Genomic DNA, 17,768 nt, shown 5'->3' with positions numbered 1-17,768 from the left:
CGTTACATGCAAAAGCGGGGCTAGCGTTTGCCAGCCCCGCTCTTTCAGGTAGAAGAATTACTTCTTCTTAGCCTTCTTTACAACCTTCTTCGCTGCTGGCTTCTTCTTTGCAGGAGCCTTCTTTGCAGGAGCCTTCTTAGCAGCCTTCTTTGGTGCTGCCTTCTTAGCTGCCTTCTTTGGTGCCGCCTTCTTGGCAGCTGGCTTAGCAACTACCTTTGGCTCTGGCTTTGGTGCTGGAGCAAGCTTGCGATCTCCAGCAATAACTTCCTTGAGTGCCTTTGCAGGTAGGAAGCGTGCCTTCTTTGAAGCCTTGATCTTGATTGTTTCGCCAGTAAATGGGTTGCGTCCCATACGTGCCTTGCGATCAACCTTCTTGAACTTACCGAAATCGTTGATCATTACATCTTCACCCTTTGAAAGGTTACGGATGATTGTGTCAAAAACGATATCTACAGCGTGAGCTGCTTCCTTCTTGCTGTCGTTGAAGTGTGGTGCCAACGCCGCAATGAATTGGGCCTTATTCATTGAAATCCCCTTATTTACGCGTAAATGTTAGGCAACTGCTTAACATGTTCATAAACTTACGCGCATAAATGGGGTGATGCGGTTATTGAATTGCGCGTGTCGCATTTTTTATTTTATTGAAAATATCTAAAAAGCATTGTTTTTATGCGTAGAAAACTCTAAATGAGAGATTGAGGGTTGAGCGCTCATTCGCTCACCCATGCGCAAAAGCAGGGTTTTACGCTTGTTTTCAACCCCTACGAGCGAATAGGAAGTGTTGTGGGCTTGTAATCAGGTCGATTTTTCTCGAAAGAATCAATGGAATCAGTCTGTTTCAAGGTTAAACCGATGTCATCTAGCCCTTCCATTAAGCGCCAACGGGTGTAGTCATCGATTTCAAAAGGCAGACTCTTTGAGCCATATGCAACTGTGCGAGTTTCAAGATCAACGGTAATTGAAGTTGATGGATCTGCTTCAACGGCAGCCCACATTAACTCAACCTCATCTTGCTCCAGAATGATTGTCAGTAAGCCGCCCTTGAGGGAATTGCCCCGGAAGATGTCTGCAAAGCGGCTGGAGATGACAACCCTAAATCCATAATTTTGCAGCGCCCACACCGCGTGCTCGCGGGAAGAACCAGTTCCAAAATCTGCTCCTGCAATAAGAACTGTGCCTTTTTTGAATGCATCCTTGTTTAATACAAACTCTGGGTCATTACGCCAAGCAGCAAACAAACCATCTTCAAATCCGCTTCGGGTTACACGCTTCAAATAAACAGCAGGAATAATCTGATCTGTATCAACATTGCTTCTACGCAGTGGCACACCAGTGCCTGTGTGCTTGATAAATTTTTCCATGAACTTTGCTCCTTACAGATCCGCAGGTGAAGAAAGCGTTCCACGCAGCGCTGTAGCAGCTGCGACAAGTGGACTTACTAAGTGTGTGCGGCCGCCCTTACCTTGACGACCTTCAAAGTTACGGTTAGATGTTGAAGCAGAACGCTCTCCAACGGCTAATTGATCTGGGTTCATTCCAAGACACATTGAACATCCAGCATTACGCCATTCAGCACCTGCCTCAAGAAACACCTTATCCAAGCCCTCTGCTTCTGCTTCTAAGCGAACGCGTGCAGAACCAGGAACAACCAACATTCGCAATGTTGATGCAATCTTCTTTCCCTTTAGCACCTCTGCTGCTGCTCGTAAATCTTCAATGCGACCATTTGTGCAAGAGCCCAAGAAAACAGTGTCAATGGCTATCTTTTTGAGCGGCATTCCAGCCTCAAGTCCCATGTAAACAAGTGCACGTTCTGCCGCGGTGCGCTGTTCTGTGTCAGCGATATCAGCAGGATTAGGAACAACTGAATTTAGTGGCAAACCTTGTCCTGGGTTAGTTCCCCAAGTTACAAATGGCTCTAACTCATCTGCATTCAGATTTACTTCAACATCAAATTTTGCATCGCTGTCGGTAAATAAGGTGGACCAGTAACCAACTGCTGCATCAAAATCTTCAGGGGCATGTGGCTTGCCCTTGATGTAATCAAAAGTTGTTTGATCAGGTGCAATAAGTCCTGCGCGAGCTCCTGCTTCAATAGACATGTTGCACACGGTCATGCGTGATTCCATTGATAGGGCGCGGATAGCACTGCCGCGATATTCGATGACATAACCTTGGCCACCGCCTGTACCGATCTTGGCAATGATCGCAAGAATGATGTCTTTTGAGGTAACACCTGGCTTAAGTGATCCTTCAACATTAATCGCCATCGTCTTTGGACGTTGCAGTGGCAAGGTCTGAGTAGCCAAAACATGCTCAACTTCAGAGGTACCAATACCAAAAGCTAACGCGCCAAAAGCACCGTGGGTGGATGTGTGCGAATCTCCACACACAATCGTCATGCCAGGTTGCGTAACTCCGAGCTGGGGTCCCACAACGTGTACGACACCCTGATCTTTATCTCCCAATGAATGGATGCGAAGACCAAACTCTGCGCAATTTGCACGCAAGGTATCTACCTGCAGCTTTGAAACTGGGTCCGCAATAGGTTTATCAATGTTTAGAGTCGGAACATTGTGATCTTCAGTTGCGATAGTTAAATCTGGGCGACGAACTGTGCGCCCTGTAAGACGAAGGCCATCAAATGCTTGTGGGCTAGTAACTTCGTGGATTAAGTGAAGATCAATGTAAATCAGATCTGGTTCACCTTGAGCTGCACGAACAACATGCTCTGCCCAAATTTTTTCGGCTAGGGTTTTTCCCACGATTGCCTTCTCCTTACATTCAAGTTTGTGGTATCAGATACTGAGATGCTAATATCACTCTATGAACAAGAATAATAGCGGAGTCGGTGTATTAGACAAAGCGGTAGCAATTTTGAGCACTTTAGAGGCAGGCCCACATTCACTTGCTGAATTAGTTGCTGCAACCGGAATTGCGCGCCCAACAGCCCACCGTTTGGCTGTGGCACTTGAGTTCCATCGATTAGTAACCCGTGATTTAACAGGACGTTTTGTTTTGGGTCCGCGTTCAGGTGAGTTAGGAGCCGCTGCGGGCGAGGATCGCCTATTGGCAGCTGCAGCACCAGCTCTGGCCGCGTTGCGCGATGCAACTGGGGAAAGTGCCCAGCTCTATCGTCGCCAAGGTGATTTACGCATCTGTGTTGCCGTGGCTGAACGCTTATCCGGCTTACGTGATTCCGTTCCAGTAGGTGCGGCTCTAACCATGCAGGCTGGATCTGCTGCACAAATTCTTTTGGCGTGGGAAGAGTCAGAAAAGATTCACCGTGGATTAACTAACGCCAGATTCACAGCAGCGCAACTATCTGCAGATCGCCGCCGAGGTTGGGCACAATCTGTCGGAGAACGAGAAGCCGGTGTGGCATCTGTTTCAGCCCCTGTTCGTGCACCTAATGGCAAAGTAATTGCTGCTGTAAGCATAAGCGGCCCGATCGAACGTCTGGGACGTCAACCTGGCCGCATTCATGCCGCTGCTGTAGTTGCTACTGCAGCTCGTCTGACTGAACATCTAGCTCGCGAATAACGCGAGATATCGTAGAAAAAGAAAAACCTTTTCTTTGCAAGAGAGATTGAATTCTACGAATCTGAACCTCTGGCTCTAAGCGATTCATGGTGTTGTACTTTTTCATTCCGAGTGAAAAAGCGGTCCGATACTCAGATTCATCATCAATCTCATCTATGGCTTCATCAATGCTTTGCTGATCTACTCCCCTAGTACGAAGTTCTCCAGCAATGATTCGCTTCGATAATTTCTTAGAGGTGTGACGAGATTGAGTCCACGCCTTTGCAAACTCTGAATCGTTGATCAAGCCATTTTCTTGAAGACGAAAAATCGTTGCTTGAGCAACATCATCCTCAACCCCACGTTTTTTTAGGTGAGCCAGTAGCTCACCCTTACTCTTTGCGCGGGCTACCAAGGCATTGAGTGCGATGGTGTTTGCGATTGAGTAAGGGTCAGCCTCCTGGTCAACCTTTAAGTACTCCAGCATTAGAGCTTAGAAATCCACCTCTGCAGCAGCCTCATCAATCGCAGCAACGAGTGCTGGATCGACCTCAACTGGAACAAAGTGTGCGCGGATCTTGTTCTCAATCTCATTGGCTAGATCTGGGTTATCAAGCAGGAATGCGCGTGCATTCTCTTTGCCCTGACCCAGTTGATCTGCCTCGTAGGTGTACCAAGCGCCTGACTTCTTAACAACACCGATCTCAACACCCATGTCAATGAGTGAGCCTTCACGAGAAATTCCTGTGCCGTAAATAATGTCGAACTCCGCCTGCTTGAAAGGTGGAGCCATCTTGTTCTTGACTACCTTTACGCGAGTACGGTTACCAACTGATTCTTGGCCATCCTTAAGCGTTTCAATACGACGGATATCTAGGCGAACAGAAGCGTAGAACTTGAGTGCCTTTCCACCTGTTGTTGTCTCTGGTGAACCAAAGAAAACACCGATCTTGTCACGCAGCTGGTTAATAAAGATTGCAGTTGTTTTAGATTGGTGCAGTGCGCCAGTGATCTTTCGAAGTGCTTGTGACATCAAACGAGCCTGAAGACCCATGTGTGAATCACCCATCTCGCCTTCGATTTCTGCGCGAGGAACAAGTGCTGCAACTGAGTCAACTACAACAAGGTCAAGTGCACCTGAGCGAATAAGCATGTCCATGATTTCTAGTGCTTGCTCACCCGTATCTGGTTGTGAAACCAAAAGCGCATCAATATCAACGCCGAGCTTCTTTGCATACTCTGAATCAAATGCATGCTCTGCATCGATGAAGGCACATATTCCGCCAGCCTTTTGAGCATTAGCGATTGCATGCAATGTCAGAGTTGTCTTACCTGAAGATTCTGGTCCATAAATTTCAACAACGCGACCGCGTGGAAGTCCACCAATACCAAGTGCGATGTCCAATGCGATGGAACCAGTTGGAATTACCTCGATCACTGCGTTCTGTCGCTCAGACATCTTCATTACTGCGCCTTTACCAAATTGACGTTCGATCTGGGCTAGGGCTGTGTCTAACGCCTTATGGCGTTCAACGTTGGCTTTGTCTTGTGCTGCATCGTTTGCTTTATTGCTTTTTTCAGTAGCCACGTACATTCCTTTCGATAGAACGTCCTGCAATATGCAGTTCGTTTGGTGTGCGGCCCAGAAGGTACGGAGACCCAACGACGGTCTGCAGAAGCTCCACAACTTGTGTGGAGAAGTAGCTGCAGGCGGAGGTTGGAACCGCTCTGGTTGTACTCGAATAGTTTATCCGAACATCTGTTCGAAAGATAACAAGCGCCACTGTCAGATTTAGGCGTGTCGCCCCACCATACTGAGCCGGTGTTAATCCTCCTGCCGCCCTCTGAGAAGAAATCTGAGCGCCCAGGGCCAGCAATCCAGGTCTACACAGGAGTTCTCTATGCAGCCTTGGGTTGGGAGCAGCTCACCGCAGGCCAACGCAGGAAGGGCGCGGAATCTATCGCCATCATCTCGGCCAAATACGGGGTGGTCCGCCCACTGGATCCAATCGAGCCGTATAAAGAGAAAATAGATAACAGAAAAATGGCTGCCCTAGTTGCACAGGTACTCGACGGGACTGAATCAGAGTTAATTATTGATTGTCGCTCATCTACGTATCAAACAGTATGGCAATCCCCCGCTGACATAACTGTTGAGATCAAGGTCTTCACCAAAATCGAAGGCGTCAAAAAAGTTATTACGCACATGTCCAAAAAAACTCGTGGTGAGGTCACCCATCACATCCTAAAGAGTGGAAAGGTGCCTGCAAATCCGCGTGAACTACAAGCAATTGTTTCTCAGAAATTTGAATGCGACTTACTGGAAGGGAGTAAGAAAGAACCTTGGGTCCTAGAGGTGTACTGCTAAAGAATTTCTAGGAAGCGAACAATGCAGTTTTCTTGATCAGTTCAACAGTTAATCTCGGATAATTCCACATAATCACATGTGCACAGTTATCAACAACGATCCACCGCGAATGTGCAGGTGCAACACTTTTTTCTTGAGCAATCTCTTTTGGCAATGTTAAATCTTCATCTCCAAAAACTACTGAGAGCTTAACCTTTTCAGGAACGACAGACTCAAACCTGCGCCCATTTGCACCATGCCACATCGGCATATAACCCTTAGATCTGGCCATTGCAATAACTGAATCCCGACAAGATTCAAAACTTAACTCACGCCACAAGTGTGTGATCTTTTTGTATCCAATCGCCTTTAACAATGGAATGCGATAAGCCGTCTTCATGAAGTATTGAGAAATCTTCGCCAGTATTCTTGCATCAAGACTTGGTGGGAACTTGCGAGGCGGTTGCTCATGCCATAAGCCCGCTGGGGCTAATGCAGTAACGCTCAGCACATTATCCGGAGCAACGGCTGCCATTTCTAACGCGATCCATCCTCCAAGAGAGTTTCCGGCAACATGCATGGTTTCAACATGCATCTGAGAAACCATGTAATCAACTATCGATTGAGCAAGAGAACGCGGATCTAGCTCTTCATCCTCCCCAAGTGGCGCTTCACCATGACCTGGGAGGTCTATGGCATAGACCGTAAAGTTTTCAAGTAACTCTGGAATCAAACTGTTCCAGATATTTCCCGCCGAGCCCAAACCATGAACAAGAACAAGTGCTGGGTTTTTTGGGTCCTGTGTATAGCGATGAGAGCTCACTGGCATTTTAGTACTTGTACTTTTCTGTCTCGGTTGGATGCGCTTTACAGACCGCTTTCCAAATCGCATCCGGTTCAAACCCAGCAGCAAGTGCTTCGTTGACGCTTTTACTGCCTAATTCAGATAAAGCAATATCTGCTGAAAATGAAGGAGCCCAGGCATCACCGAAAGAAAGGGTGATGCGTTCGCGCAGGTCAGAGATTCGCAATTGCGGTTATAGCTTCTGCTTGCGCACGAGATTGTGCAGGATTAATCGGATGTAAAGCTTGCCCAATCAACCACCGTGTGGCTAATTCGCCTTTCTCACTACCCAACAAGTGACCCATGGCTATGGCAAATGCTTTCCACAACACATCCTCTTGAGTGGCAAGGGCAATAGTTAATGATTCTGGATCTTGTGTTCGCATGGCAGCCAAAGCTTTGTCGTGAGATATTTCAATTGAAATCTGCTCTAGTGCTGATGTTGCATCCGGTGCCATCTGAGCAATCTGAACTAAACGTTGCATCTCTGCTTCACAAAGACTACGAATAACACTCTCTTTGTCACGATAATGATTGTATAAAGTTGCTCTAGAAACTTCAGATAGATCTGCAATTTCAATCATGGACATTTTCTTTAAACCAGTGGTTGAAATTAATTGTTTAGTAGCCTCAAGAATTGCGTTTTGTGTACGGCGGTGAGTTGCTACTTGTGGCGCGTACTTACTAAGCGGCATCGACAACAGTGAGAGTTACGCCCTCACGGCTCTTAAGCTCTGCAGACACATCACTGAAAACACCAGAAAGTGAAAGACCGAGTGCAGAACAAATCGCATTTAGTAATTCAGAGGATGCTTCTTTCTGTCCTCGCTCAACCTCAGAGAGATATCCAAGAGAGACTCGTGCATCGCGGGCGACATCGCGCAATGTTCGGCCTTGCGCGGTGCGCGCAGAACGAAGGGTTTGGCCAATAGCTTCACGAACTAGAACCATTGTCATACTCCCTTCAATTGTCGATCTTTAAACGCGATGTCTAAGGATACGCGCAAAGGTGGCTATCGCGCTTGAGGTAGCAGCGTTTCGGACCGATTCACGGTCCCCCGATAGCGCTAATTCGATTGTGTGGCTGATGGGGCCCTCGATTGCTACCCACACAACCCCAACAGGAACGCCATCTAACGGATTGGGGCCAGCAACCCCAGTTGTTCCAATAGCCCAGGTGGTACCAAAGGATGTAATAGCACCCTTGGCCATTGCAACGGCAACCTCTTCGCTGATCACAGTGTGCTGTTCAATAACTTCTGGATCCACACTTAAATGTGAAATCTTGATTTCATCTCTATAGGCCGTGGTTCCACCAACAAAAACATCCGATGCACCCGAAATAGTGACAAGAGCCGAGCTAACAGATCCAGCAGTTAGAGATTCTGCTGTACTGATGGTTTCTCCACGTTGACGCAGATGATCAACGATCTCGGCTGCAAAGCCAAGGATCTCATTTGATAACGCCATCTGCGTAACCCTTCTCAAATCACGCTTTCTGCGTGAAGACTGATTTTACATAATACGCACCGGTAACGATAGTGAGTATCACAGCAATATACATAAATCCATCGCGGAACCAATACAAGCTCTCACTTAAGGGCAGGACATAGAACCCTGCTCCAAAATTTTGCATCGTCGCTTTGATCTTTCCACCCTTATTGGCTGGAATCACTCCCCGCTTTATCACCGCAAGTCGGAAAATAGTGATTCCTATTTCGCGGAACAAAATCACACACGTGATCCACCATGGCAACCGTCCTAAAATGGACAAGGAAATCATGGCCGTTCCGATCATGAATTTATCGGCTACAGGATCTAAGAACTCGCCAAGTTTGGTTACTGCGCCTCTGCTTCGGGCTAACTTGCCATCCAATACATCTGACATGCCAAGAAGAAAGAAAACGCACCATGAAATGTATTGCCAGGTTGGATCATCCCCACCGTTTTTAAAGAGTGTGTATGCACCAACTGGAACAAATAACAACCGCATGATTGTGATGAAATTTGGAGTTATAAATGCTGGCAATTTCATATCGGCTTAGCCACCAAATCTGCGCCCATAGAATCAATAACCACTGCATCAACGTACTGACCAACCGTGAAATTTGTGCCGATAAAGGATGTTGTTCCATCCACCTCAGGCCCTTGATGAGCTGCTCTGCCCTCTTGTAACTCTGCATCCTCGATTAGAACGCGCACATTTTCACCAATTCGCGCCTGTGCTCGTAATGAAACCATCTCATCAGCCAAAGAAGAAAGTGTTTCAACGCGCTGGGCAATCACATCTGCATCTACCTTATCTGACAGATCCAAGGCTTCAGTGTTGTCTTCATCTGAATATCCAAACACCCCAACAGCATCTAACTTTGCTTTGGTAATGAAATCAGCAAGATCATCAAAATCTTCTTGAGTCTCGCCGGGAAAACCAACAATAAAGTTTGAACGAATTCCAGCTTCTGGCGACAATGCTCGAACTTGGTTTATCAGATGTAAGAACTTTTCACTATCGCCAAAACGACGCATCCTGCGAAGCACCGTTGGACTGGTGTGTTGGAAAGACAAATCGAAATAGGGAGCAGTCTTATCTGTTGCAATCATTGCTTGCATCAGTGTTGGACGCATTTCTGCAGGTTGTAAATAGGAGAGGCGAACTCTCTCCACTCCAGGCAATGCTGCTATATCAGGCAAGATTTTTTCCATCAGTTGTAAATCGCCTAAATCTTTTCCATATGATGTTGTATTTTCACTCACCAGGAATAGCTCAGTCACTCCATTTTCGGCAAGCCAACGAGCCTCTTTGATAATCTCTGTCGGACGTCTAGAAATAAAGGAGCCACGAAAGTAAGGAATTGCACAAAATGAACATCTGCGGTCACAGCCAGATGCAATTTTAAGTGGCGCCCATGGAGCATTACCTAAACGTTTTCTAGAAAACTCTTCGCTCTCTCGTGCATCTGCGCGGTCAACTGGCGCGATCGGCAGCAACGCTCGACGATCTCGAGGCACATGTGGTGTGTGAGATTCGCCGGCCACAATTGACTGCAGACGAGCAGAAATATCTTTGTAATCATCAAATCCCAAAATTGCATCTGCTTCAGGCAACGCTTCTGCCAGTTCATTTCCGTAGCGCTCTGCCATGCAACCAACAGCAACAACTGCGCGTGTAACCCCATGACCTTTGAGCGAATTAGCCTCTAGAAGCGCATCTACTGAATCTTTTTTGGCTGATTCAATAAAACCACATGTATTGACCAGTGCAACTTCAGCTGATTCGACATCATCAACAAGAGTCCAACCATCAGCTGCTAAGCGACCAGCGAGTTCTTCAGAATCAACTTCATTGCGCGCGCATCCAAGAGTTACTACTGCAACGGTGCGCTTCATTTGCACGATCTTACCCTGTTTAAGCCTATTAAGAATCTACTCCGTACGACACGCTAACAACTTCCCCGTCAACACCTATTGAATCGACTTTTTTGCCATTAACTGTTAAATCCACGCCACCGGCATTGCCGATTTTTACATTCAAAGATACATCAGTCGTAAAAGTTTTAGTTGTGCCTTGTGCCATTTGGCCACTAAACAATGTTCTACCTACTTCATCTGAGACAAAGAGCCAGCTCTTTCCTCGTGAGGCAAAAATGACAAGTTCAACACCAGTGCCAGTAGACACTGTGGCTTGCTCTGTTGGGGTGGCTTCACTTGTCATCATTGGATCAGGAGAAGAAGATGGAGTTGCACTTTCACTTTGCAAAACCGATGATATTGGATCGGGAATCTCAGTAGACGAACTATTTGAGACAATAATTTGCGCTAACCCAACTACAAACAGAGATGCAACCGAAATCGTTGCCAATACTTTCCACGAAACTTTTCGAGTCTCTTGTGGTTCTCTCATGACACTATTCTCAACCAACAAATTCTGCAAAGAATGATCGGGGCGAACGTGTTCCTCTTCAAATGCGGTGATAAACACTTGTGGATCAACTTCTAGCTTTATTGCAATATTACGAATGTGCCCGCGTGCATAAGTTTCTCCACCGCAACCTGTGAAATTATTTGACTCAATCTCACGCAATAATGCCGAACGAATACTGGTAAGTGCAGAGAGATCTTCAATGCTCAGGCCAGCACTCTTACGTGCTTGAGCAATCAAAGATCCTAGAGACATGAACTTATCCTCAAAATGACTGTGGGGTGATTGCTAATTCTAAAGCAGAACAGGTGAGGGTGAATAGGTCCAAGCGTGAGAATTAGGGGTGAAAGAGGGACACCCCTAACCTTGTTTACCTTGTGTTAATAATCGCGAAGGGTTGCCAGCACAGAATCGAGTTCATCAGGCTTGACCATAACGGTGCGAGCCTTAGAACCCTCTGATGGTCCAACGATTCCACGAGATTCCATCAAATCCATGAGGCGTCCGGCCTTTGCAAAACCAATGCGTAGCTTTCTTTGCAACATAGATGTGGAACCAAACTGAGTCCCCACAACTAGTTCAACAGCCTGGCACAGTTCATCTAGATCATCACCGATTTCTTTGTCAACCATTTTCATCTGATTAACAGGAGCAGTTACATCATCGCGATATCGCGGTTTTAACTGCTTTTTCACATGAGTAGTGACAGCTTCAATCTCTCGCTCTGAAACGTATGCCCCTTGAATTCTTATTGCGCGGCTTGAGCCCATAGGGATAAACAAAGCATCACCTTGACCAACTAGCTTTTCGGCACCAGGTGTATCCAAAATAACTCGACTATCAGCTAACGAACTAGTAGCAAAGGAGAGACGTGAAGGAACATTTGCTTTAATCAAACCTGTCACAACATCTACTGATGGTCTTTGAGTTGCAAGCACTAAGTGAATACCAGCAGATCGAGCTAGCTGCGTTATTCGCACAACAGATTCTTCAACCTCTTTCGCAGCAACCATCATCAGATCTGCAAGCTCATCAATAATCACAAGCAGATAGGGATAAGGCTCAACTGTGCGATCGCTACCAGGAGGTGGTACTACCTTTCCAGCACGTACCGCCTTATTGAAATCATCAATGTGCCTGAATCCAAATGTTGAGAGATCTTCATATCGAAGGTCCATTTCTCGGACCACCCAAGTCAAAGCATCTGCAGCTTTTTTCGGGTTAGTAATAATTGGCGTAATCAGGTGCGGAATTCCCTCATATGCCGTTAGCTCCACTCGCTTTGGATCAATCAAAACCAGTCGAACATCATCAGGTGTGGCGCGCATCAAGATCGATGTAATCATCGCATTAATCATTGAAGATTTACCCGCACCAGTTGCACCTGCAACTAGAAGATGGGGCATCTTTGCCAGGTTAGCGCAGACAAAATTACCTTCCACATCTTTTCCTAAAGCAACAAGCATTGGATGTAGGTCCTGACCTGCAACAGTTGAGCGCAAAACATCACCTAAAGCCACGATTTCACGATCAGCATTTGGTATTTCAATCCCAACGGCAGACTTACCTGGAATAGGCGAAAGAATTCGAACATCACTACTAGCAACCGCATAAGAAATATTCTTAGCAAGTGCGGTGATCCGCTCCACCTTCACTGCATTTCCAAGTTCTACTTCATAGCGAGTTACCGTTGGGCCCCGCATAAAGCCAGTCACTTGGGCATCAATTTCAAACTGCAAGAACACCTCAGTCAGTGCGGCTACAACAGAATCATTTGCTTTGCTCTTCGCCTTTGCGGCAGGACCAGCACGCAAAATATCTGGAGCCGGGAGCTCATACACAACATCTGCAGTCAGTAACAACTGCTCTGGGCGTTTTGCCTCACCTGTCTCTACATCAGTGTGAATTATCGGAGAAACTGGCACTGGAACTGTGAACTCTTCATCAAAACTTTCCTCGTCCAATTCCTCTTCTTCAGGTTCATTCCACACCGCTACAACCGGAGAATCAAAAGGAGGAGTATCTGTAATCTCAAATTCTTCTTCTATCTTTTCAGCACGCTCTGGACGCTTAGACCACAGCCACTTGCCTGCATCTGTGATGCGTGTGAACACTTCAGAGACGGGAGTTGCAGTAATTACCAATAAACCAAATATGAAGACAATGTAGAGAATTGGTTCTGCAAGTACTGTCGTAAGTCCGACTAACGGCTTTGTCACTGCGTAACCGAGCCATCCACCACCCTCTCGCATATCAGTTGCACCCGTTCCAGTTGAACCATTGAAGCGATGTGCCAAGCCAGTAGATGAGAGAAGTAAAGCTAGAGTTCCAATAATTATGCGCCCTGTTGCTTTGGAATCCTCAGGCACACGAAATAATCTAAATGCAAAGTAAAGAAGTACTAATGGTGCAATAAATCCAATGCGACCGAATCCTCCATACAGAACTGAATAAACTGCGCGCCCAAGAAGGTTGTCCGAATGAAACCAAGTGCCAGCAGATGCAATTAGGGCTGCAATCAAAATTAGAAAGGCAATTCCATCTCGTTGATGTGCTGGATCTAAATCTCTTGCACCACGAGCTACAAATCTAACGCCCTTACCAAGTGACTTGGCGAAAAAACGCCAGGAGGCAGAAACGCCCCGACCAAATGCTCGAGTTACAGCACCTGACTTAGATTTAGGTTTTTTTCTTTTAGCCACACTACCGATCTTAAAGGGTGGACAATTTAGCGCCCGCTAGGCGCGCCGCGTTCTAAACTTCAATAACGACAGGGACAATCATCGGCTTTCGACGATGCTCTCCCCCAACCCAACCACCGATTGTTTTACGCACTATTTGAGACAACTGATGGGTTCCGTTAACTCCATCTACCACAGCGGCTGCAAGGGCTTTTTCAATACGCATCTTTACCTCATCAAACATTGCAACATCTTCATTAAATCCCCGAGCATGAATATCTGGACCGGCGACAATTTTTCCACTTTGAGAATCAATGACGACAATGCAGGAGATAAAGCCTTCTTCTCCTAATATCCGTCGATCCTTCAATGAGCTTTCAGTTATGTCACCAATGCTTTGTCCATCTACAAAGACAAAACCGACAGGTATAGCACCAACAACTTCGGCAACACGGTCCACCATGTCAATCACCACACCATTATCAATAATGAATGTATTTTCCCTAGGAACCCCAGATTGAATCGCAAGCTCGGCATTAGCCTTCAGGTGTCGCCATTCTCCGTGAATAGGTAATACATATTTTGGTTTAACAATGTTGTAGCAATACAGCAATTCACCAGCAGCTGCGTGGCCTGAAACGTGCACCATGGCATTAGCCTTATGAACTACCTTTGCACCAAAGCGTGTTAACTCATTAATAATTCGAAACACTGAATTTTCATTGCCCGGAATTAGCGAGGAAGCCAAAATAACGGTATCGCCCTCGCCCACTCGTATCTGGTGATCACCATTTGCCATGCGTGACAAGGCAGCCATTGGCTCACCTTGCGAGCCTGTGCAGATTAAAACAACATTGTCATCATATTGATCCAGATCTTTAGCATCGATAACTAAATTGGCTGGAACGTTCAGGTATCCCATATCTTCCGCGATCTTCATGTTGCGAACCATAGATCTACCAATGAATACAACTTTGCGACCATGTTGAGCGGCAACGTCAATAATTTGTTGCACTCGATGAACATGTGACGAGAATGAGGCAACTATGACGCGACGTTTGGTTGAAGCGACTACTCTATTAAGAGCAGGCATAATTTCGCGTTCAGAAGGTGTAAAACCCGGAACATCAGCATTAGTGGAATCAACCATAAAGAGGTCAACACCTTGCTCGCCCAGACGAGCAAAAGTTCTTAAATCTGTAATGCGACCATCTAATGGAAGTTGATCCATTTTGAAATCACCAGTAGCTAAGACTCGACCAGCACCTGTATTGATCACTACAGCTAATGCATCAGGTATTGAATGGTTAACTGCAACGAACTCCAAGGTGAAGGGGCCAATATCTTCAATTCCACCCTCTCTGACCTCACGAGTAAGCGGAGTAATCCGGTGCTCCTTAAGCTTTGCTGTAATGAGAGCAAGAGTTAATGCAGAACCATAAATCGCAATATCACCACGTTCGCGCAGCAGATATGGCACCGCTCCAATATGGTCTTCATGTCCATGAGTCAAAAAGATGCCGATGACATCATCTAGGCGATCTCGAATATAAGAAAAATCAGGAAGGATTAAATCAATTCCTGGTTGATTGTCTTCAGGAAAAAGCACACCGCAATCCACGATTAAAAGCTTTGATTTGTACTCAAAGACGGTCATATTGCGACCAATCTCAGTCAGACCACCGAGTGCGACAATGCGCAAACCGCCATCTACTAGTTTAGGCGGAGTACTTAAATTGGGATGTGGATGATTCATTAGTTAACTGCAACGCCACCAGCACGCAGATCTTCACGCAGTTGCGCGATCTGAGCGTCTGTAGCATCAACTAGAGGAAGACGAGTGTGACCACCAGGTAAGCCCATTAATGTCAAAGCAGCTTTTGTGAGAATTGCGCCCTGTGTGCGGAAGGTTCCGGTATAGACAGGCAATAGCTTCTGATGGATTTCTAATGCCCGTGCTGCATTACCAGCAAACCATGAATCTAATAACTCTCGAAGATCTTTTCCAACTGTATGTCCGCAAACAGATACAAATCCAACTGCGCCCACAGAAAGTAGTGGCAGATTGAGAATGTCATCACCTGAATAAACTGGAATTCCACATCGCTTAATCACCCATGAGGTTGATGCAACATCTCCCTTTGCATCCTTTAGAGCAACAATGCGTGGGTGTTCGGCTAACCGAACAATTGTGTCTGGTTCAATTGGCACACCAGTGCGACCAGGAATGTCATACATCATCATCGGAAGATCAGTTGCATCTGCAACTGCGCGGAAGTGAGCTTCAATTCCAGTCTGTGGCGGCTTGTTGTAATAGGGAGTAACTACAAGCAAACCATCTGCGCCTGCTTTTTCAGTGCGCTTGGCTTGATTGATCGAGTATTCAGTTTCATTATCGCCAGCACCAGATAAAACTTTAATCGAAGAGCCCACAGTGCTTCTAACAACTCGAATGATCTCTTCTTTTTCTGAGGATTTAGTTGTTGGGGCTTCTCCTGTTGTTCCATTGACCACGATGCCGTCATGGCCATTTGCAACAAGGTGAGCTGCAAGAGTTTCCACTCCCGCCCAATCGATTGCACCATCTTTGGTGAAGGGCGTGACCATTGCGGTCAGAAGCCGTCCGAAAGGAGGTGTGATTGTCATGCGGTGAACTCTACCCGCTTTAAGGGGCGATTCGTCCAGACTTTTCGAAGGCTCCGTATGTAAGTGGCATTAATTTTGCAAATTCCGCTTCCATTTTCTCTGCAACCATCTCAATTTCACGTTGCGGATAGCTTGGGAAATGTGATCCCTCGCGGGCCGTGCGCAAAGACAAAAAGTTCATTAGTGCGCGAGCATTCATTGATACATACATAGATGAATATGTGGCAACCGGTAGTACTGCACGTGCCACTTCGCGAGCAACGCCAGCTTCTAACATCTTTTGATAACTCTCATATGCAACAACGTATGCATCCTTCATGGCTGAAACAGTCACATCAAATTGCTCTTTAGTGCCGTCAACGAATGTGTATGCACCGGTCTTTCCAACTTGAATGAGTTTGCGTTCAGCAGATGGAATATAGAAGACAGGCTTTAGTTCACGATAACGACCACTCTCTTCATTGTATGAAGCGATGCGGTGGCGCATGAACTCACGAAACACAAAGATCGGAGCTGAGACAAAAAAGGTCATAGATGTGTGCTCGAATGGAGAGCCGTGACGTTCGCGCGCAAGGTAGTTAATCAAGCCCGCAGATCGTGCTGGATCCTCGCCAATTTCATCCATTGATTGCTCGCCAGCAGTTGACACACGAGCAGCCCAGATAACATCTGCATCACTGGCACTTGCCTTGACCAATTCAACTGTCACATCATCGCGGTAAATTATTTCTTCACTCATGGTGGCACCCTATCTAGTAGCCCCTATCGGCTCTCGGATTTATACGGCACAATGTCCGCGTGTCCAAGGTTGCCTCCACCACATTGCGAGATTCGCTCAGTGTTTCTCTGACAGTGGGTGCATATGGAGTGGCATTTGGCGCTGCAGCGGTGGCTAATGGCTTTAGCGTTTTACAGAGCTGCTTACTGTCTCTACTGACTTTTTCTGGTGCTTCACAATTTGCAGTTGTCGGAGTCCTGGGAGGAGGTGGCTCTGCCATCAGTGGAATTGCAACTGCCTCACTTCTCGGTGTTCGAAACGCACTCTATGGCGTCATCATGGCTCCTCGACTTAAAGTAAAAGGATTAACCCGAGTAGTTGCGGCCCAGATAACAATCGATGAATCAACAGCTGTTGCACTTGGTCAAGAAACTCAAGGCGATGAAGCCATGCGCAAAGGTTTTTGGTACACAGGCATTGGTGTATTTGTTTTTTGGAACCTTTTCACATTAGCAGGTGCCTTAGGTGCTCAAGCTATGGGCGACATTCGCGCATTTGGTCTTGATTCCGCGGTGCCAGCCGCCTTCTTGGGATTGGCGTGGCCTCGCTTAACCGGAAACTTTGAGCGTTCTTTAGCAGTCGGTTGCGCACTATTTGCAATCGTAATGACCCCGATACTGCCAGCCGGTCTTCCAATCATTGCAACAGCCTTTATTGCAATTGTGATCGGATTGAAACGATGAGTGCATTCTGGATTGCAACGATCGGAACCAGCATCATTGCTTTTGCACTGAAATACTCAGGTCACTCTGTGCCAGAACGCTGGCTTTCACATCCCAAGATTCAACGTATCAATCTATTGATTCCTATTGCATTGCTCAGTGCATTAGTTGCTGTACAAACTTTCTCTGAGAAATCACAACTCATGATTGATCAGAGAATCGTGGGTCTCTATGTTGCAATCGTTGCACTAGTTTACAAAGCACCGTTTCCGGTCGTTGTAATCTCTTCAGCTGTATCTTCTGCGGTGGTATACCGCTTGCTTAAATAATTCCCAAAGCTTGAAGTTTCGCCTTAAGGTCATTATCTGA

Annotated in this window: 21 protein-coding genes; 4 read left to right on the top strand and 17 right to left on the bottom strand. The window is 46.4% G+C overall.

Annotation, left to right across the window (positions count from 1 at the left end):
* Positions 1-57: 57 nt before the first annotated feature.
* The 3 genes from AC9UH7_RS02755 to leuC form a co-directional block, all read right to left on the bottom strand.
* On the bottom strand, positions 58-525 hold the full coding sequence (locus tag AC9UH7_RS02755) for an HU family DNA-binding protein (protein WP_509594736.1): 468 nt from the start codon (positions 523-525) through the stop codon (positions 58-60).
* Positions 526-761: 236 nt separating this feature from the next.
* Entirely contained in the window at positions 762-1,361 is a 600-nt protein-coding gene (leuD, locus tag AC9UH7_RS02750; RefSeq protein WP_509594733.1) for a 3-isopropylmalate dehydratase small subunit, read from the bottom strand.
* Positions 1,362-1,373: 12 nt separating this feature from the next.
* On the bottom strand, positions 1,374-2,765 hold the full coding sequence (gene leuC / locus AC9UH7_RS02745) for a 3-isopropylmalate dehydratase large subunit (RefSeq protein WP_509594730.1): 1,392 nt from the start codon (positions 2,763-2,765) through the stop codon (positions 1,374-1,376).
* A 61-nt stretch (positions 2,766-2,826) separates the two neighbouring features.
* Here leuC and AC9UH7_RS02740 point away from each other — a divergent pair, with 61 nt between their 5' ends.
* The gene (locus tag AC9UH7_RS02740) at positions 2,827-3,543 is read left to right on the top strand and encodes an IclR family transcriptional regulator (protein WP_509594727.1); all 717 of its coding nucleotides are present in this window, start codon (positions 2,827-2,829) and stop codon (positions 3,541-3,543) included.
* Here AC9UH7_RS02740 and AC9UH7_RS02735 read toward each other — a convergent pair.
* Together AC9UH7_RS02735 and recA are read right to left on the bottom strand one after the other, a co-directional pair.
* The gene (locus AC9UH7_RS02735; protein WP_509594724.1) at positions 3,503-4,009 is read right to left on the bottom strand and encodes a regulatory protein RecX; all 507 of its coding nucleotides are present in this window, start codon (positions 4,007-4,009) and stop codon (positions 3,503-3,505) included. The genes AC9UH7_RS02740 and AC9UH7_RS02735 overlap by 41 nt on opposite strands.
* 6 nt (positions 4,010-4,015) lie before the next feature.
* Positions 4,016-5,116: a recombinase RecA gene (gene recA, locus AC9UH7_RS02730; RefSeq protein WP_509594822.1), complete on the bottom strand. Its 1,101-nt coding sequence runs from the start codon at positions 5,114-5,116 to the stop codon at positions 4,016-4,018.
* A 228-nt stretch (positions 5,117-5,344) separates the two neighbouring features.
* Here recA and yaaA point away from each other — a divergent pair, with 228 nt between their 5' ends.
* A complete protein-coding gene (gene yaaA, locus AC9UH7_RS02725; protein WP_509594721.1) occupies positions 5,345-5,890 on the top strand; it encodes a peroxide stress protein YaaA in 546 nt (181 codons plus the stop codon).
* Positions 5,891-5,897: 7 nt separating this feature from the next.
* On the opposite strand, the gene AC9UH7_RS02720 is transcribed toward yaaA, so the two are convergent.
* The 12 genes from AC9UH7_RS02720 to thyX all read right to left on the bottom strand — a co-directional run bounded on the left by AC9UH7_RS02720 (position 5,898) and on the right by thyX (position 16,698).
* The gene (locus AC9UH7_RS02720) at positions 5,898-6,692 is read right to left on the bottom strand and encodes an alpha/beta fold hydrolase (protein ID WP_509594718.1); all 795 of its coding nucleotides are present in this window, start codon (positions 6,690-6,692) and stop codon (positions 5,898-5,900) included.
* A 7-nt stretch (positions 6,693-6,699) separates the two neighbouring features.
* Positions 6,700-6,900, bottom strand: a complete 201-nt coding sequence (locus AC9UH7_RS02715) for a DUF3046 domain-containing protein (protein ID WP_509594715.1) — start codon at positions 6,898-6,900, stop codon at positions 6,700-6,702.
* Complete coding sequence (locus AC9UH7_RS02710; protein ID WP_509594713.1) at positions 6,887-7,408, bottom strand: TetR/AcrR family transcriptional regulator; 522 nt, start codon at positions 7,406-7,408, stop codon at positions 6,887-6,889. Before AC9UH7_RS02710 ends, AC9UH7_RS02715 begins: the two co-directional genes overlap by 14 nt.
* On the bottom strand, positions 7,398-7,664 hold the full coding sequence (locus tag AC9UH7_RS02705; protein ID WP_509594819.1) for a helix-turn-helix domain-containing protein: 267 nt from the start codon (positions 7,662-7,664) through the stop codon (positions 7,398-7,400). The genes AC9UH7_RS02710 and AC9UH7_RS02705 overlap by 11 nt, the downstream gene beginning before the upstream one ends.
* Before the next feature lie 27 nt (positions 7,665-7,691).
* Positions 7,692-8,183: a CinA family protein gene (locus AC9UH7_RS02700; RefSeq protein WP_509594710.1), complete on the bottom strand. Its 492-nt coding sequence runs from the start codon at positions 8,181-8,183 to the stop codon at positions 7,692-7,694.
* 19 nt (positions 8,184-8,202) lie between these two features.
* On the bottom strand, positions 8,203-8,748 hold the full coding sequence (gene pgsA, locus AC9UH7_RS02695) for a CDP-diacylglycerol--glycerol-3-phosphate 3-phosphatidyltransferase (protein ID WP_509594708.1): 546 nt from the start codon (positions 8,746-8,748) through the stop codon (positions 8,203-8,205).
* Entirely contained in the window at positions 8,745-10,100 is a 1,356-nt protein-coding gene (rimO, locus tag AC9UH7_RS02690; RefSeq protein ID WP_509594706.1) for a 30S ribosomal protein S12 methylthiotransferase RimO, read from the bottom strand. The genes pgsA and rimO overlap by 4 nt, the downstream gene beginning before the upstream one ends.
* 28 nt (positions 10,101-10,128) lie before the next feature.
* A complete protein-coding gene (locus AC9UH7_RS02685) occupies positions 10,129-10,887 on the bottom strand; it encodes a helix-turn-helix domain-containing protein (protein WP_509594704.1) in 759 nt (252 codons plus the stop codon).
* A 125-nt stretch (positions 10,888-11,012) separates the two neighbouring features.
* Positions 11,013-13,334 carry an FtsK/SpoIIIE family DNA translocase gene (locus AC9UH7_RS02680; protein WP_509594702.1) on the bottom strand — a complete coding sequence of 774 codons (2,322 nt, stop codon included), beginning with the start codon at positions 13,332-13,334 and terminating at the stop codon, positions 11,013-11,015.
* 52 nt (positions 13,335-13,386) lie between these two features.
* Complete coding sequence (locus tag AC9UH7_RS02675) at positions 13,387-15,069, bottom strand: ribonuclease J (protein ID WP_509594699.1); 1,683 nt, start codon at positions 15,067-15,069, stop codon at positions 13,387-13,389.
* The gene (gene dapA / locus AC9UH7_RS02670; RefSeq protein WP_509594697.1) at positions 15,069-15,959 is read right to left on the bottom strand and encodes a 4-hydroxy-tetrahydrodipicolinate synthase; all 891 of its coding nucleotides are present in this window, start codon (positions 15,957-15,959) and stop codon (positions 15,069-15,071) included. Before dapA ends, AC9UH7_RS02675 begins: the two co-directional genes overlap by 1 nt.
* Before the next feature lie 19 nt (positions 15,960-15,978).
* Positions 15,979-16,698 (bottom strand): FAD-dependent thymidylate synthase, encoded by a 720-nt coding sequence (gene thyX / locus AC9UH7_RS02665; RefSeq protein WP_509594694.1) that lies wholly within the window; start codon positions 16,696-16,698, stop codon positions 15,979-15,981.
* 59 nt (positions 16,699-16,757) lie between these two features.
* Here thyX and AC9UH7_RS02660 point away from each other — a divergent pair, with 59 nt between their 5' ends.
* On the top strand, positions 16,758-17,420 hold the full coding sequence (locus AC9UH7_RS02660; protein WP_509594691.1) for an AzlC family ABC transporter permease: 663 nt from the start codon (positions 16,758-16,760) through the stop codon (positions 17,418-17,420).
* Entirely contained in the window at positions 17,417-17,728 is a 312-nt protein-coding gene (locus AC9UH7_RS02655) for an AzlD domain-containing protein (RefSeq protein ID WP_509594688.1), read from the top strand. Before AC9UH7_RS02660 ends, AC9UH7_RS02655 begins: the two co-directional genes overlap by 4 nt.
* Positions 17,729-17,768 lie beyond the last annotated feature (40 nt).

The organism is Candidatus Planktophila sp., from assembly GCF_044348745.1.
Lineage (GTDB): Bacteria > Actinomycetota > Actinomycetes > Nanopelagicales > Nanopelagicaceae > Planktophila.
This window is presented reverse-complemented; position numbering and strand designations above follow the sequence as displayed.

Coding starts and splice junctions, on each gene's coding strand:
- AC9UH7_RS02755 (WP_509594736.1), bottom strand. CDS start 525: ATGAATAAGGCCCAATTCATTGCGGCGTTGGCACCACACTTCAACGAC.
- leuD (WP_509594733.1), bottom strand. CDS start 1,361: ATGGAAAAATTTATCAAGCACACAGGCACTGGTGTGCCACTGCGTAGA.
- AC9UH7_RS02740 (WP_509594727.1), top strand. CDS start 2,827: ATGAACAAGAATAATAGCGGAGTCGGTGTATTAGACAAAGCGGTAGCA.
- AC9UH7_RS02735 (WP_509594724.1), bottom strand. CDS start 4,009: ATGCTGGAGTACTTAAAGGTTGACCAGGAGGCTGACCCTTACTCAATC.
- recA (WP_509594822.1), bottom strand. CDS start 5,116: ATGTACGTGGCTACTGAAAAAAGCAATAAAGCAAACGATGCAGCACAA.
- AC9UH7_RS02710 (WP_509594713.1), bottom strand. CDS start 7,408: ATGCCGCTTAGTAAGTACGCGCCACAAGTAGCAACTCACCGCCGTACA.
- AC9UH7_RS02705 (WP_509594819.1), bottom strand. CDS start 7,664: ATGGTTCTAGTTCGTGAAGCTATTGGCCAAACCCTTCGTTCTGCGCGC.
- AC9UH7_RS02700 (WP_509594710.1), bottom strand. CDS start 8,183: ATGGCGTTATCAAATGAGATCCTTGGCTTTGCAGCCGAGATCGTTGAT.
- pgsA (WP_509594708.1), bottom strand. CDS start 8,748: ATGAAATTGCCAGCATTTATAACTCCAAATTTCATCACAATCATGCGG.
- rimO (WP_509594706.1), bottom strand. CDS start 10,100: ATGAAGCGCACCGTTGCAGTAGTAACTCTTGGATGCGCGCGCAATGAA.
- AC9UH7_RS02685 (WP_509594704.1), bottom strand. CDS start 10,887: ATGTCTCTAGGATCTTTGATTGCTCAAGCACGTAAGAGTGCTGGCCTG.
- AC9UH7_RS02675 (WP_509594699.1), bottom strand. CDS start 15,069: ATGAATCATCCACATCCCAATTTAAGTACTCCGCCTAAACTAGTAGAT.
- dapA (WP_509594697.1), bottom strand. CDS start 15,959: ATGACAATCACACCTCCTTTCGGACGGCTTCTGACCGCAATGGTCACG.
- thyX (WP_509594694.1), bottom strand. CDS start 16,698: ATGAGTGAAGAAATAATTTACCGCGATGATGTGACAGTTGAATTGGTC.
- AC9UH7_RS02655 (WP_509594688.1), top strand. CDS start 17,417: ATGAGTGCATTCTGGATTGCAACGATCGGAACCAGCATCATTGCTTTT.